Annotated in this window: 12 protein-coding genes; 11 read left to right on the top strand and 1 reads right to left on the bottom strand. The window is 70.3% G+C overall.

Annotated elements, in window-relative coordinates:
* Nucleotides 1-39: 39 nt before the first annotated feature.
* Nucleotides 40-1,113 (bottom strand): mechanosensitive ion channel family protein, encoded by a 1,074-nt coding sequence (locus OG746_RS27750; RefSeq protein ID WP_266719566.1) that lies wholly within the window; start codon nucleotides 1,111-1,113, stop codon nucleotides 40-42.
* Nucleotides 1,114-1,429: 316 nt separating this feature from the next.
* On the opposite strand from OG746_RS27750, the gene OG746_RS27745 reads away from it, so the two are divergent.
* The 11 genes from OG746_RS27745 to OG746_RS27695 all read left to right on the top strand — a co-directional run bounded on the left by OG746_RS27745 (nucleotide 1,430) and on the right by OG746_RS27695 (nucleotide 15,705).
* Complete coding sequence (locus OG746_RS27745) at nucleotides 1,430-1,966, top strand: HNH endonuclease (protein ID WP_266719564.1); 537 nt, start codon at nucleotides 1,430-1,432, stop codon at nucleotides 1,964-1,966.
* Between the two features lie 201 nt (nucleotides 1,967-2,167).
* A complete protein-coding gene (locus tag OG746_RS27740; protein WP_266719562.1) occupies nucleotides 2,168-3,352 on the top strand; it encodes an ROK family transcriptional regulator in 1,185 nt (394 codons plus the stop codon).
* 78 nt (nucleotides 3,353-3,430) lie between these two features.
* A complete protein-coding gene (locus OG746_RS27735; protein WP_266719560.1) occupies nucleotides 3,431-4,780 on the top strand; it encodes an extracellular solute-binding protein in 1,350 nt (449 codons plus the stop codon).
* An 18-nt stretch (nucleotides 4,781-4,798) separates the two neighbouring features.
* Nucleotides 4,799-5,734 (top strand): carbohydrate ABC transporter permease, encoded by a 936-nt coding sequence (locus OG746_RS27730; protein ID WP_266719558.1) that lies wholly within the window; start codon nucleotides 4,799-4,801, stop codon nucleotides 5,732-5,734.
* Between the two features lie 5 nt (nucleotides 5,735-5,739).
* Entirely contained in the window at nucleotides 5,740-6,648 is a 909-nt protein-coding gene (locus tag OG746_RS27725) for a carbohydrate ABC transporter permease (RefSeq protein WP_266719556.1), read from the top strand.
* Between the two features lie 9 nt (nucleotides 6,649-6,657).
* Nucleotides 6,658-7,923, top strand: a complete 1,266-nt coding sequence (locus tag OG746_RS27720) for a 6-phospho-beta-glucosidase (RefSeq protein WP_266719554.1) — start codon at nucleotides 6,658-6,660, stop codon at nucleotides 7,921-7,923.
* Nucleotides 7,920-8,885, top strand: coding sequence for an N-acetylglucosamine kinase (locus OG746_RS27715; protein WP_266725471.1), 966 nt, complete (start codon nucleotides 7,920-7,922; stop codon nucleotides 8,883-8,885). Before OG746_RS27720 ends, OG746_RS27715 begins: the two co-directional genes overlap by 4 nt.
* 222 nt (nucleotides 8,886-9,107) lie before the next feature.
* Entirely contained in the window at nucleotides 9,108-10,556 is a 1,449-nt protein-coding gene (locus OG746_RS27710) for a GlnX family signal transduction membrane protein (RefSeq protein ID WP_266719552.1), read from the top strand.
* Nucleotides 10,557-10,570: 14 nt separating this feature from the next.
* Nucleotides 10,571-11,623 (top strand): glutamate ABC transporter substrate-binding protein, encoded by a 1,053-nt coding sequence (locus tag OG746_RS27705; RefSeq protein WP_266719550.1) that lies wholly within the window; start codon nucleotides 10,571-10,573, stop codon nucleotides 11,621-11,623.
* 69 nt (nucleotides 11,624-11,692) lie between these two features.
* Nucleotides 11,693-13,000 (top strand): hypothetical protein, encoded by a 1,308-nt coding sequence (locus tag OG746_RS27700; RefSeq protein ID WP_266719548.1) that lies wholly within the window; start codon nucleotides 11,693-11,695, stop codon nucleotides 12,998-13,000.
* A gap of 221 nt (nucleotides 13,001-13,221) precedes the next feature.
* On the top strand, nucleotides 13,222-15,705 hold the full coding sequence (locus OG746_RS27695) for a serine/threonine-protein kinase (protein ID WP_266725469.1): 2,484 nt from the start codon (nucleotides 13,222-13,224) through the stop codon (nucleotides 15,703-15,705).
* Nucleotides 15,706-15,731: the final 26 nt, after the last annotated feature.

Genomic DNA, 15,731 nt, shown 5'->3' with positions numbered 1-15,731 from the left:
AGAAGTTCTCCCGCGCCCCCGTCCTCGTAGGCCCGTTGGCTACTTCGACAGATTCGCCGGCGGTATCGGCGACGCCGCAAGGGACTGCGGGGACGTGGCCGACGCGTAGGCCGACGGGGCCGAGACGCCGGCCGACGGGTCGGCGGACTCGCCGTCCACCTGGGCCGGGACGCCGCCGACGATGCGGATGCCCGCCTCGTCGAAGGCCCGCTTGATGCGCCAGCGCAGCTCGCGCGAGATGGTCAGGGACTTGCCGGGCATGGTCTTGGCGGAGACTCCCACCACCATGGAGTCGAGCAGCACGCTGTCCAGGCCGAGCACCTCGACCGGGCCCCACAGCATCTCGTTCCACGGCTCGGACTTGCTCATGGTCTCGGCGACCTCGGTCAGGGTCTCCTTGACCTTGTCGAGGTCCTCGTCGGCGCGGACGGTGACGTCGACGGCCGCGGTGGACCAGCCCTGGGAGAGGTTGCCGATCCGCTTGACCTCGCCGTTGCGCACGTACCAGATCTCGCCCTCGGCGCCCCGCAGCTTCGTCACGCGCAGGCCGACCTCGATGACCTCGCCGGAGGCGACGCCCGCGTCGATCGTGTCCCCGACGCCGTACTGGTCCTCGAGGATCATGAAGACGCCGGAGAGGAAGTCGGTGACGAGGTTGCGCGCACCGAAACCGATCGCGACACCGGCGACACCGGCGGACGCGAGCAGCGGTGCGAGGTTGATCTTGAACGCGCCGAGCACCATGAGGGCGGCGGTGCCCAGGATCACGAACGAGGCCACCGAGCGCAGCACGCTGCCGATGGCCTCCGAGCGCTGCCGGCGCCGCTCCGTGTTCACAAGAAGACCACCGAGCGCGGACGTGGCGCCGGCCTCGCTCCTGCGGTTCATCCGGTCGACGAACTTGGTGATGGTGCGGCGTATCACGGCGCGCAGCACAAAAGCGATGACGACGATCAGCAGAATCCGCAGGCCGACGCTCAGCCAGGTGGACCAGTTCTGCTCGACCCAGCCGGCGGCCTGTCCGGCCTGCTCCTGGGCGTCCTTGAGTGTGGGTTTCGCGGGGTCGGACGAGACGTCGCTCGTCCCCGTGGCCGACAGGACGGACAAGATCACGGCAGGTACCTCCAGGCGTAGCCATCTGCCCGCCTCGGGACGAAGCTCGGGGACAGGAGCGGGCAGAAACACCACACTAACGGGGCATCGTGTGTGGATCGTCGTCACATTCCACGGAGAGACAGTGGTCACGTGAACCCGCGCGGCGCACCAAGGGTCTTCACCAGGTCCGGGCGGGGAATGAAGGAGTGTGTGCTCGAAAACACTCCAAGGCCGTTACGCGGACATGGTGGCGCCACGACCAGCCGTGAGGGGAGACTGGCTAGGAGATCGTCCCGGCGCGAGCCACGCGCCGCCGGCGTACAAGGAGGCATCCGTGCCGCATGTCCTGGTCCTCAACGCGTCGTACGAGCCCCTCGGCGTCGTACCGCTCCGCCGCGCGCTCGTACTCGTTCTCGAGAACAAGGCCACGTGCCTCGAGGAGTCCGGCGCCTTTATGCACAGCGCAACACGTACTGTCGCCGCTCCCAGCGTCGTCCGGCTCAAGCGGTTCGTCCGGGTTCCCTACCGGGGGCCCGTTCCTCTGACCCGACGCGCACTGTTCGCCCGTGACGGCGGCCGGTGCATGTACTGCGGTGGCGTCGCAACCAGCGTCGACCACGTGATCCCGCGCAGCCGCGGGGGTCAGCACGCCTGGGAGAACGTGGTGGCGTCGTGCCGCCGCTGCAACCACACCAAGGCCGACCGCCACCTGGTGGAGATCGGCTGGCGCCTGCGCCACAAGCCGGCTCCGCCGTCGGGCCTGGCCTGGCGCATCATCGGGACCGGGCATAGGGATCCGTGCTGGCTGCCGTACTTGCAGCCGTTCGGCGCGGACGAGGCCCTGGCCCGGATCGAAGGCATCTCAGCCTGAACTTCGATCCGGGTCTTTGTCGTCCCAGCTGCCTTGAGGAGCCGAAGGGGCCGTGCACACACAGTGCGCGGCCCCTTCCCTCTGGGCGGCCCTCCCCTATTGGGGCCCCGCACCTATTGACGTCCCCCACACACGCGCCTTACGTTCCTCGCACCCCGATAGGAAAGTTTCCTAACAGTGCGAGGAGGCGGGTCCCCCACGATGGCTGCCAACCCAGGCATCCCCGGTACCCCCGGCACCCCCAGCGTCCTGCGCGCCATGAACGACCGCGCCGCGCTCGACCTCCTCGTCGCCCACGGCCCGCTCACCCGCACCCGGATCGGTGAGCTGACCGGCCTCTCCAAGCCGACGACCTCGCAGCTCCTCGGCCGCCTCGAAACCGCCGGGCTCGTCCGGACCACCGGCAGCCAGACCGGCCGCCCGGGTCCCAACGCCCTGCTGTACGAGATCGACCCCGGCGCCGCGCACGTCGCCGCCCTCTCCGCCGACCCGACCGGCATCACCGCCGTCGTCGCCGACATCACCGGCGCCGAACGCGGCCGCCGCCGCATCGAGGCCCACGCCGTGAGCGAGGACGTGCGGCACCGCACCGCCCAGCTCGTCGCCGAGGCCACCGACGGGGCGCTGCGCCAGGCGGGGCTCGGGCACGGCGACCTCACCGCCACCGTCATCGGCACCCCCGGCGCCATCGACCCGGGCACCGGACAGCTCCGCTACGCCCCGCACCTGCCGGGCTGGCACTCCCGCACGCTGCGCGACGACCTCGCCCAGGTGCTCGGCACGCCCGTCTCCATCGAGAACGACGTCAACCTCGCCGCGATCGCCGAGCAGTACGAGGGCGCCGCGCAGGACCACGACGACTTCGTGCTCGCGTACGTCGACGAGGGCGTGGGCGCCGCGATCGTGCTCGGCGGGACGCTGCTGCGCGGGGCGACCGGCGGCGCGGGCGAGATCGGCTACATGCCGCTGCCGGGGGCTCCCCTGGCGCGCGGCGGCACCGACGCCGTGGCCCGCTCGGACGGGGGCGGCGGGCTGCAAAGCCTCGTCGCCGCCGCTGCGGTGCGTGAACTCGCGGGCGGGGTCAAGGACTTGACCGAGGCACTCGACAAGCAGGACGTCCTCGACGAGGTGGCCCGGCGGCTCGCCACCGGACTCGCCGCCGTCGTCGCCGTCGTCGACCCCGAGCTCGTCGTCCTGTCCGGGCAGGTCGCCCGGGCCGGCGGCGACGCCCTGCGCGACCGCGTCGAGGAACAGCTCACCGGACTCGCCCTGCCCCGCCCCCAGTTGCGCATCAGCGACCTCGCCGGCGACCCCATCCTCACCGGCGCCCTGCGCACCGCCCTCACCCAGGCCCGCGCCACCGTCTTCGACACCAGCAACGCCTGACCGCTGGAACACTCCCCCAACCCCCGTACACGTACTGGAACACTCCCCCAACCCCCGTACACGTAAAGGACGTTCGCCATGCCGCGATGGCGCATACCCCTGCGCGCGCCCGTAGGGCTCGCCGCGGCCGGACTGCTGCTCGCCGGCTGCGCCAATCCGAGTACCGGCAGCGCCGCCGACGACCCGACCAAGCCCGTCACGCTGAAGTTCTGGCACGGCTGGTCGGCGCCCGGCGAGGTGAAGGCGATCAACGAGTCGATCGCCCGCTTCGAGAAGCTGCACCCGAACATCAAGGTGCAGGCCACCGGCAACGTCACGGACGCCACCACCAATCAGGCCCTGCGGGCCGGTGGCGACGAGGCCCCCGACGTCGTCTCCTCCTTCACCACGAACAACGTCGGCCAGTACTGCGACTCCGGCATGTGGGTCGACCTCGACCCGTTCATGAAGAAGACGGGAATGGACAAGACGAAGGTCTTCCCCAAGTCCCTTCTCGACTACACGAGTTATCGCGGCAACCAGTGCGCCCTGCCACTCCTCGCCGACGCCTTCGGCATGTACTACAACAAGGACGCCTTCAAGAAGGCGGGCATCGATCGGCCGCCCCGGACCATGTCCGAGTTCATCGCCGACTCGAAGAAGCTCACCGTGAAGGACGGGTCCTCCCAAAACTCCTCGTACAAGCGCGTCGGTTTCATGCCGAACTTCCGGCTCTACCAGAACAGCCCGGACCGGATGTTCGGCCAGTGGGGGCCCAAGTACTTCGACGCCAAGGGGAATTCGCGGCTCGCCGAGGAACCCGACACGTACGACTACTTCAAGACGACGAAGAAGCTGATGGACGCGCAGGGCGGATACGGGGCCCTGGAGAAGTTCCGGACCTCGTTCGGCGACGAGATGTCGAACCAGAACGCCTTCCTCAGCGGCAAGCTGGCCATGCACATGGACGGTGAATGGCGCGGGCTCATGCTGAAGGACGCCAAGGCCAAGTTCGACTGGGGCGTCGCGCCGCTGCCCGTCCCCGACGACCAGGCCGAGACGTACGGGCGCGGCTATCTGACCGGCACCGTCACCGGAATCGCGCACAGCAGCAAGCACCAGAACGCGGCCTGGGAGCTGGTGAAATTCCTGACCTCCGACACCGATCAGGTGGTCGGTTTCGCCAACGCCATTCACAACGTGCCGTCCACGTTCGCCGCGCTCAAGTCACCGAAGCTGGACGCCGATCCGACATTCCGCACCTTCCTCGGCATCGCGAAGAACAAGTACAGCCAGGTGATGCCGCCCTCCACGAACGGCGGCATGTACATCACGCAGCTGCAGGACTTCAGTTACGGCGAGGAGGCCGGCGAGGTCCACGACCTGAAGGCCGGTCTGCGGCGCCTCGACAAACTCATCGACGCCGACACCCTGCAGTCGCAGAACTGAGGAACGGGACATTCTCGTATGGCACTCACCCTTTCCAGGCCTGCCCGCCGCAGACTGCGCACCGTGGGCTTTCTCTCCCCCTGGCTGATCGGATTCAGCGCCTTCTTCGCCTATCCGCTGCTCGCCACCGTCTATTTCTCGTTCATGCACTACAACCAGATCAAGGCGCCCACCTTCGTGGGGCTGCGGAACTGGGTGTACGTGTTCCGGGACATGCCGCTGTTCGGGCCCGCCCTGTGGAACACGCTGTGGCTCGTGGTGGTGATGGTGGCGCTGCGCGTGGTGTTCGGACTCTCGCTCGGGCTGCTCATCACCAAGATCAAGAGTGGCGTCGGATTCTTCCGGACCGCCTTCTACCTGCCGTATCTGGCGCCGCCGGTCGCCGCGACCGTCGCCTTCGTCTTCCTGCTCAACCCGGGCAGCGGGCCGGTCAACGAGATCCTCGCCAAGGTCGGCATCGAGGGCCCCAACTGGTTCAACGATCCCACCTGGGCCAAGCCCTCGCTCGTCCTGCTGTCCCTCTGGGGCATCGGCGACCTCATGGTCATCTTCATGGCCGCGCTGCTCGACGTACCGAAGGAGCAGTACGAGGCGGCCGAGCTGGACGGCGCCGGTCCTTTCGCCAAGTTCCGCTACGTGACGTGGCCCTCGATCACCCCGATCGTCATGTTCGCCGTGGTGACGGGCGTCGTGCAGACCATGCAGTACTACACGCAGGCCCTCGTCGCCGGAAAGATCGCGTCGGGCGTATCGATCGGTCCCGGCACCGTCATCCAGCCGGGATATCCCGACCACTCGACGCTCACCGTCCCGCAGCTCGTCTACTCGATGGGCTTCCAGAACTTCAACACCGGCGCGGCGTGCGTGCTTTCGCTCGTCCTGTTCGCCATTGCCATGGCCGTGACCTCGCTGCTCATGCGCAAGCGCTCGGGTCTGCTCGCGGCGGAGGACTGATCGACATGACCACTACGACCTTGAGGCCGCGCCCCGCCGTCACCACCGGGCCCGCACCCGAGAGCGGCCCGGCCGCCCGGCGCGCCCGCCGCCAACGGATCCTGCACTGGATCGCCGTGCACAGCATCGCGATCGCGGTCGCGCTGCTCTTCGTCCTCCCCTTCGTGTTCGTCTTCCTGACGTCCGTGATGAGCGACGGGCAGGCGATGAGCGGCGACCTGTGGCCGGACTCCTGGCACTGGGAGAACTACAAGGCGGTCCTTCAGACGGACGGCTTCCTCGACTGGTGGAAGAACTCGCTGCTGTACGCGGGGCTCGGCACGCTGTTCACCGTGTGCTCGGCGATCCCCGTCGCGTACGCGCTCGCCAAGTTCCGCTTCCGCGGGCGGCGCACGGCGATGCTCCTCGTCATCTCGACGATGATGCTTCCGCCGCAGGTCATCGTGATCCCGATGTACCTGGTGTGGGCGCAGCAGTTCCACCTCTCCGGCACCCTGTGGCCGCTGATCATCCCGATGGCGTTCGGCGACGCGTACTCGATCTTCCTGCTCCGTCAGTTCCTGCTGACAATCCCGAAGGAGTACATCGAGTCGGCGAAGGTCGACGGCTGCGGCGAGCTGCGCACGCTGCTGAAGATCGTGGTGCCGATGGCCAAGCCGGGCATCGCCGCCGTCGCCCTCTTCCAGTTCTTCTACTGCTGGAACGACTACTTCGGGCCGCAGATCTACGCGGCCCAGAACCCGGCTTCCTGGACGCTGAGTTACGGCCTTGAGTCCTTCAAGTCCGCGCACAGCGTCAACTGGAACCTGACGATGGCGGCCACGCTCCTGGTGATGGCGCCGGTCTGCCTCGTCTTCTTCTTCGCACAGAAGGCCTTCGTCGAAGGCGTCACCCTCACCGGAGTAAAGGGCTAAGGGATTTCTATGAAGCTCGCCGTGGTCGGCGGAGGATCGACCTACACACCCGAACTCATCGACGGGTTCGCGCGGCTGAGGGACACGCTGCCGATCGAGGAGCTCGTGCTCGTCGACCCGGCCGCGGACCGCCTCGAACTGGTCGGCGGCCTCGCCCGCCGCATCTTCGCCAAGCAGGGACACCCGGGCGTCATACGTACGACGTCCGACGTGGACGCGGGCGTCGCCGACGCCGACGCGGTCCTCCTCCAACTGCGCGTCGGCGGGCAGGCCGCGCGCAACCAGGACGAGACGTGGCCGCTGGACTGCGGCTGCGTCGGCCAGGAGACGACCGGCGCCGGCGGCCTCGCGAAGGCGCTGCGGACCGTGCCCGTCGTCCTCGACATCGCCGAACGCGTGCGCCGCGCCAACCCGGACGCCTGGATCATCGACTTCACCAACCCGGTGGGCATCGTGACGCGGGCACTGCTTCAGGCGGGCCACAAGGCCGTCGGCCTGTGCAACGTCGCGATCGGCTTCCAGCGGAAGTTCGCCCGGCTCCTGGACGTGACGCCGCAGGAGGTGCACCTGGACCACGTCGGCCTCAACCACCTGACGTGGGAGCTGGGCGTACGCCTCGGCGGCCCCGACGGCGAGAACGTCCTGCCGCGCCTGATCGCCGAACAGGGCGACGCCATCGCCGAGGACCTGCACATGCCGCGCGCGGTCGTCGACCGCCTCGGCGTCGTCCCGTCCTACTACCTGCGCTACTACTACCAGCACGACGCGGTCGTACGAGAGCTGCGCACGAAGCCGTCCCGCGCCGCTCAAGTGGCGGAGATGGAAAGCGAGTTGCTGAAGCTGTACGGCGACCCGACGCTCGACGAGAAGCCGGAGCTGCTCGCGAAGCGGGGCGGCGCCTTCTACAGCGAGGCGGCGGTCGACCTGGCCGCGTCCCTCCTCGGTGGCGGCGGCAGCCCGCACCAGGTGGTGAACACGTACAACAACGGCACTCTCCCCTTCCTCCCCGACGACGCCGTCATCGAGGTACAGGCCTCCGTCGACGCGAAGGGCGCGAAGCCGCTGCCGGTCGCCAAGCTCGACCCCCTGTACGCGGGCCTCATCGCCAACGTCACCGCCTACGAGGACCTGGCGTTGGAGGCGGCCCTCAAGGGCGGCAGGGACCGCGTCTTCAACGCGCTGCTCGCGCACCCCCTCATCGGCCAGATCGAATACGCCGACCGCCTCACGGACGAACTGATCGCGCACAACCGGGAGCACCTCGCGTGGGCATGACCGTCCTCGCCATCGACGCGGGCAACAGCAAGACCGACGTCGCGGTGGTCGCGGCCGACGGCACCGTCGTCGGCGCGGCCCGCGGCGGCGGGTTCCAGCCCCACCGGGCGAACGTGACACCGGCCGTGGACGTCCTGGCGGAGGCGGTCGACCGCGCCTTCGCGCAGGCGGGCGTGGGCACCGTCGACCATGTGTCGGCGTGCCTGGCCAATGCCGATCTCCCGGTGGAGGAACGGGAGTTGGCGGCAGCCCTCACCACACGCCGCTGGGGATCCCGGGTCGACGTACGCAACGACACCTTCGCCGTACTGCGCGCCGGGCTCCTGGAGGACGCCGAACCGCGCGGCGTCGCCGTCGTGTGCGGGGCGGGCGTCAACTGCGCGGGGATGCTGCCCGACGGCCGCACGGCCCGGTTCCCCGCGATCGGCCGGCTCTCCGGCGACTGGGGCGGCGGTGGCGGCCTCGCAGAGGAGGCCATCTGGTTCGCCGCACGCGCGGAGGACGGCCGCGGCGGGCCCACGGCCCTGATGCACGCCCTGCCCGCCCACTTCGGCCTCGACTCCATGTACGCCCTGATCGAGGCGCTGCACCTGGGCCACATCCCCGCACTCCGCCGCCACGAACTCACCCCGGTCCTCTTCGCCACGGCGGCGGCCGACGACCCGGTGGCCCGCTCCCTGGTCGAGCGCATGGCCGACGAGGTGGTGGCAATGGCAACAGTGGCCCTACGCCGCCTCGACCTCCTGGACGAGCCGGCCCCGGTCCTCCTGGGCGGCAGCGTCCTGGCAGCCCAACACCCCCAACTCAACGACCGCGTACGGATATTGCTGTCCACCAAGGCGCCGCACGCAATCCCCCGCGTGGTGACAGAACGCCCGGTACTGGGAGCAGCACTCCTGGGCCTGGACGCAGTGGGAGCTCCTCCGGAGATCCATGCAAGAGTGCGGGCGTATTACGCATAACTCGACCACAATCAAGCCCCGCCGGCGATTGAGGCGCGGGGTCCGGGGCAGCGCCCCGCGACCTCGACCACGTCGCCGCAGACACGACCAGGGAACCGAACCCCCCGCCCCCACGTGTTCCACAGCGGAGCGCTTCCGCACAAGATCCAGCGAATGCCCGTGCGGATGTCAGTCGCGGAAGCGATACTTGCGACCGACGTACGACCATGGGGGAGGGTCGAAGTGACATACCCGTCGAACGGGAGCGTGGCGCCGCCGGAGCGTCCCGCCGCCGCGCCGTCCATTCCGGGCGTGCCACCACAGGCGCAGCGGGGCGGTCCGCCCGGCGCGCCTCCGCCCCGGCGGCGTACCGCCTGGGCGGAGGGCGTGGACCGGCTGAAGGCCGCGGCCACGACCGAGCCCGGCAGGCTGCGCATCATCGGCGCCATCCTCGCGCTGCTCGTCGTGGCGTTCGGCGCGACGACGGCCTGGCAGATGACGGACCGCTCGGCGGCCGCGGACGACGTGCTGCACTCCAGCCAGCCGCTGAGCGCCGACGCCGCCGACATCTACCGCTCGCTCGCCGACGCCAACACGGCGGCGTCCAGCGGCTTCCTGGCGGGGGGCCAGGAACCGGCGGCTGTGCGCGACCGGTACGAGCGCGACATCAGGAACGCCGCGGACAAGCTGGTGACCGCGGCGACCAGCACCGACCCCGGCACCCGTTCTGCCGGGACGATCGCGGAGCTGAACAAGCTGCTGCCGCAGTACAAGGGCCTCATCGAGCGGGCCCGGGCCAACAACCGGCAGGGCTTCCCGCTGGGCGGCGCCTATCTGCGGTACGCGAACGAGAAGATGCAGACCGAGATGCTCCCGGCCGCCGAGGATCTCTACAAGACGGAGAACCAGCGGCTGCGGAACGACTACGACTCGGCGACGCCCTACCCGTGGATCGCCATCGTCCTCGGCGTGTTCGCGCTCGCGGGCCTCGCGTGGGCACAGCGGCGCAACTACCGGCGTACGAACCGGGTGTTCAACCAGGGGCTCGTCGCCGCCACCGCGGCGGCCACCGTGGTGCTGCTGTGGCTCGTCGTCGGTCACACCGTCGCGCGCAGCGGACTCAGTGCGTCCTATGACCATGGCGTACGGTCCTTGAACGTGTTGCACGACGCGAGCATCGCGTCCCTGAAGGCGCGGGGCAGCGAGAACCTGACGCTGGTCAGCCGTGGCGCGGAGACGGTGTCCGTGAAGGGCGAGACCAAGGACAAGTACGACGTCGACTTCCAGCAGGAGATGACCGCGCTCGCCGGCAAGCTGAACGCCGCGTACGCGCTCGCCGACGACGAGGGCGACACCACGGGCCGCGCGCCCGTGACCAAGGCGAACGACAGCATGAAGGAGTGGCGCAAGCGTCACCAGGACGCGCGGGAGCAGGACGACTCCGGCAACTACCAGGGCGCGCTCGACAAGATCATCGGTTCGAAGAAGGACAAGCCGACAGGTGAATGCTTCGATCTGGTGGACAAGAATCTGGACACGGCCCTCGTGCACGAGCAGCGTCAGTTCAGTGACAAGGCGAGCGGCGGTCTCGACGCGATGACCGGACTGCCCGTGGGGGCGGCGGTGTTGGCGGTGCTGGCCGCGGCCGGCGCGGTGTTCGGTATCGGACGCAGGCTTTCGGAGTACCGGTGAGAGGGGGTGCGGCGATGAGCGAGCGAAGGAACGTGCGGAAGGTGACTCTGCGCGGCTGGGGCGGCGTGGCCGCCATGGCGGTGGCATGCGCCCTGACGGCGGTGTTCGCGCTGCTGCTCCCGCTGACCCAGCAACAGCGCCCCACCGACAGCGGCACGACGAGCTACGCGTCCGGTGGCGTCGCCGACGGCCGGCAGGCCAGGGCGGGCGACTGCGACCCCTCGGTGAAGGGCAAGGAGCCGGAGCGCAGCCTCTCCCCTTCGGGCAGCGAGAGCGGCAGCGCGGTGCAGGCCGTCAAGGACCGCGGCTATCTCTCGGTCGGCGTCGACCAGAACAGCTACCGCTGGGGCTACCGCGACCCCAACAGCACGGCGAAGACCAGCGAGTTGGAGGGCTTTGACATCGATCTCGCGCACGAGATCGCGGAGAAGATCCTCGGCGACCGGGACGCGGTCCGCTTCCGCGCCATCCCCACCAACGAGCGCATCCCGGCGATCCAGCACGGCGACGTCGACATGGTGGTCCGCACGATGACCATCAGCTGCGACCGCCTCGAGGACGTCGCGTTCTCCACCGCGTACTTCCAGACCGGCCAGCAGGTGCTCGCCCCGAAGACCTCCGACATCAAGGGGTACGGGGCCTCGCTCGCGGGCAAGCGGATCTGCGCGGCGACCGGTTCGACGGCCGCGTCGTCGCTGGAGGACGGCAAGAAGAAGCCGGTGGACGAGGGCGGTCTCCCGCAGAGCACCGACATCTCCACGACCGTGCCGAACCAGCTGGACTGCCTGGTGCGGCTCCAGCTCGGCGAGGTCGACGCGGTGGTCACCGACGGCGCGCTCGCCGCGAGCCAGGCCGCGCAGGACCCGACGGTGGAGCTCAAGGGCGAGCCGTACACCGAGGAGTTCTACGGCGTCGCCATGAAGAAGGGCGCGGACGACCTGGTGCGCCGGGTCAACCAGGTGCTGGTGGACTACCGCAAGTCCGACGGCTGGCAGAAGTCGTACGACCACTGGCTGAAGCCGGCGCTCGGCTCCTCTTCGGGGCCGCCCGCGCCGAAGTACCAGTAGGAGCCGGCAGGACAAGCGGAGCGGTGCGGCAGGGACTTGACGAGGACTCGGGAAAGCGAGAGGTGATCGATGGGCGTCGGGGGACCCGCTGGTCCAGTGATGGACCGGGACGAGGTGGACCGTGCCCTGGCCCGGCTCGGCGCGGAGCACGAAGCGATCGAGACGTCCCTGCTCGCCCTGCAGGACCACGCGGGGCGCAGACTCCTGGAGGGCGCCCGGCTGACCGGGACGACCCAGGAGCGCTGGGCCTCGGCCGACCAGGAGATCACGCTGCTGTGGGCGTACTTCGACGCGTACGCGGACGCGTTGCGCACGGCGCGGGAGATCCGCTCGCGGCGCAGGCTGCCCAGCCGCGGCGACCTGTCGGAGCTGACGGAGCTGCTGCGCGGCGAGTCCGTCACCATCGCGCCGGGCCCCGGCGCGGGCGGCACCTCGCCCTCGATCACCGGGCCCGCGAAGCTGTCCGAGCAGTTCACGCTCGCGGCGCTCGTCGACCGGATGAACACGCTGTACGCCTCGTCCCTCGACATGGTGGTGGCCGCCGACGCGGTGTGGTCGGCGCTGCCCGCCCGTATCGACATGCTCGCCGCCGAGCTGGCCCGCACCCGGCAGCTCGCGCACTCCGTAGGAGTGCGCCCCGGTGAGCATCCGGCGGGCGACGACCTGGAGCGGATCACCGGCTCGCTGACCCGGATGCGCGAGGAAGTGGTCTCGGACCCGCTCACGTACTGGCAGAAGGCGGCGGGGAGTTCGGCGCCCGGCGGCGGCCGCCCCGACACCACGGCGTACGACCGGGAGGCCCGCGCCCTGGAGGACGTGCGCCGGGAGATCGAGGCCGTGCTCGGCGTGCGGCAGGACGCGGAGGTGCGGCTCGGCCGGCTGCGGGACGTGCTGTCGCGCGCGGACCGCACGCTCGCCGAGGCGAGGTCGGCTCGCGGCGAGGTGCTCGCGAAGATAGCCGGGTCGGAGGTGCCCGCGGTGTCGGGTCCGCCGACGGTGTTGCAGGAGCAGTTGGCGACGGCGGCCGAGTACCGCAGGCACGGCCAGTGGAACCGGCTCTCGCCGCTCCTGGAGTCGCTTGAGACGAAGGCGGAGGACGAACTGCTGCGCGCCCGCGAGTCGTTGACGGCGGTGACGGCCCCGCTGGCGATCCGCGCGGAGCTGCGCGGGCGCCTCGACGCGTACAAGGCGAAGGTGGCCAGGCTCGGTTTCGCCGAGGACCCGTTCCTGGTGGAGCGGTACGACGCGGCGCGCCGCATGCTGTGGAGCGCGCCCTGCAATCTGCGCGCCGCGGAGGCGGCGGTGCTGCGGTATCAACGGGCGGCGGCGGACACGCTGTCCGCGCCCGCCGACAGAACGGCCAGGGGGGAGTCGTGAGCGTGGCGCCACAGAAGTGCGGCAGAGCGGGTTGCACGGGCTCGTACGAAGACATGGGCGGCGAGCTGTACTGCAACACGTGCGGCCTGAAACCGCAGACGGCCGGTGGCACTTACGGGGGCAGCGCCCCCACCCACCGCCCCGCCGCCCGCCCACAGCCCGCGCCCGTGGCCGCGGCGTCCTCCTGCCAGCGGCCCGGCTGTACCGGTTCCTACGAGGACATGGGCGGCGGCGAGCTGTACTGCGACATGTGCGGGCTCGCCCCGGTCGTGTCGCCGAGCGGCATGGTGGCCTCGCAGCCGACCGGGATCGCCGGTGGCGGGCATCGCGGCTCGCAGAGCTCCGGCTCCAGTTCGCGGGCCTCGGCCAGGACGTCGGCGCGCTCCTCGCAGTCCCGCAGGTCGGTGTCCGGCCGGCTCTCCCGCTCCCTTTCAGGGAGTTCGACGTCGCGCTCGGTGTCGGTGCGCAGCTCCGGGGCGGGCGCGAGCGGTTCGGGCCGGGCGCGGCTCGGCGTCGGCCTGGTCAACGTGCCGGACGTGCCGCGGCCCGATCCGCGCGCGATGGTGCAGGAGCACCCCGAAGTGCCCGAGCGGAAGCGATTCTGTTCGAGGTCCGACTGCGGCGCCCCGGTGGGCCGTTCGCGGGGCGAGCGGCCGGGCCGTACGGAAGGGTTCTGCACCAAGTGCGGCCACCCGTACTCCTTCGTACCGAAGCTCGCCACGGGCGACGTCGTGCACGGCCAGTACGAGGTCGTGGGCTGCCTGGCGCACGGCGGCCTCGGCTGGGTCTATCTCGCCGTCGACCGCGCCGTGTCGGACCGCTGGGTGGTCCTCAAGGGCCTGCTCGACACGGGCGACCAGGACGCGATGGCCGCCGCGATCTCGGAGCGCCGCTTCCTCGCGGAGATCGAGCACTCCAACATCGTCCGCATCTACAACTTCGTCGAGCACCTCGACCAGCGCACCGGCTCCCTGGACGGATACATCGTCATGGAGTACGTGGGCGGCAAGTCCCTCAAGGAGATCGCCAACGAGCGGCGCACCCCCGAGGGCAGGCGCGACCCGCTGCCGGTGGAGCAGGCGTGCGCGTACGGCATCGAGGCGCTCGAAGCGCTCGGCCATCTGCACAGCCGCAATCTCCTCTACTGCGACTTCAAGGTCGACAACGCGATCCAGACCGAGGACCAGCTCAAGCTCATCGACATGGGCGCGGTCCGCAGGATGGACGACGACGAGAGCGCGATCTACGGGACCGTCGGCTTCCAGGCGCCCGAAGTCGCCGAGGTGGGGCCCTCCATCGCCTCGGACCTCTACACCGTGGCCCGGACGCTCGCCCTGCTCACCTTCGACTTCCAGGGCTACACGAACGTGTTCGTGGACTCCCTGCCCGACCCCGACAACATCGAGGTCTTCCGCACGTACGAGTCGTTCTACCGGTTCCTCGTGCGCGCCACCGACCCGGACCCTGCCCGCCGCTTCGCCTCCGCGCAGGAGATGGCCGAGCAGCTGACGGGCGTCCTGCGCGAGGTCGTCGCGCTCCAGACGAACCGGCCGCGGCCCGCCCTCTCCACGCTGTTCGGGCCCGAGGTGAAGGTCACGGACACGGAGCTGTTCGGCCTGCTCGAAGGCGAGGTGTCGCCGCTCGGGGCGCGGGAGACCCCCGTACGCGTACGGAACGGCCGGCGCCCGGGAAAGGCGGCGGCCGAGCTGCCCCCGCCGCCCGCCGCGCCCGCCCTGCCGCCGTCGTCCACCGAGATCGTCAAGCCACTACAGGCGCAGGGCACCGCGCTCGCGCTCCCGGTGCCGCGCGTCGATCCGGGCGATCCGAACGCCGGGTTCCTCGCGGGCCTGATGGCCTCGGCCCCCGCCGAGCTGATCGCGGCCCTGCACGCGGCGCCCGCCGACTCCCTCGAACTGCGCCTTCGGGAGCTGCGGGCGCGCCTCGAAATGGGCGAAGTCGACTCGGCGGCACGCGGCTTGGCGGCGCTGGAGACCGACCATCCCGACGACTGGCGGGTGGTCTGGTACCGGGGCGTCGCGGCGCTCGCGACCGGTGACCACACGAACGCGGCGCTGTCCTTCGACGCCATATACGACGCGTTCCCCGGCGAGCCCGCGCCGAAGCTGGCGCTCGGCGTCTGCGCGGAGGTGCTGGGCCAGCTCGACAACGCGGCGGAGTACTACCGCCTGGTGTGGTCGACCGACCCGAGCTACGTCAGCGCGGCGTTCGGCCTCGCGCGCGTGCAGCTCGCCGCCGGTGACCGGGGCGGCGCGGTGCGCACCCTGGAGTCGGTGCCCGAGTCGTCGATCCACTACACGGCGGCGCGGGTCGCCGCGGTGCGCTCGCGGCTGCGGGGGCGGACGGCACAGGGGGCGAACGGGGACCCGTTGCTGCACGACCTGACGGCCGCCGCGGGACAGGTCGAGGCGCTCGACTCGTTCGGCCTCGACGCGGTGCGCCGCGAGCAGTTGTCCACCGAGGTGCTCGGCACGGCTCTGGACTGGGTACTCTCCGGTAGGCAGGGTTCCGGTCCGCCGCAGGATCCCGTGCGCACGGTGGTGCTCGGCAGCGATCTGGACGAGCGCGGCCTCCGCCTCGGTCTTGAACGCTCGTACCGAACTCTGGCCAGGCTCGCTCAGCGCGGCGAGGAGAGGATCGAACTGGTGGAGCGGGCCAACCGCTACCGCCCCCGGACGTGGGTGTGAGGATGTCGCAGACGCACAAGGCGGCC

It is taken from the genome of Streptomyces sp. NBC_01016, assembly GCF_026341035.1.
In the GTDB taxonomy this organism is placed as follows: Bacteria; Actinomycetota; Actinomycetes; order Streptomycetales; family Streptomycetaceae; genus Streptomyces.
This window is presented reverse-complemented; position numbering and strand designations above follow the sequence as displayed.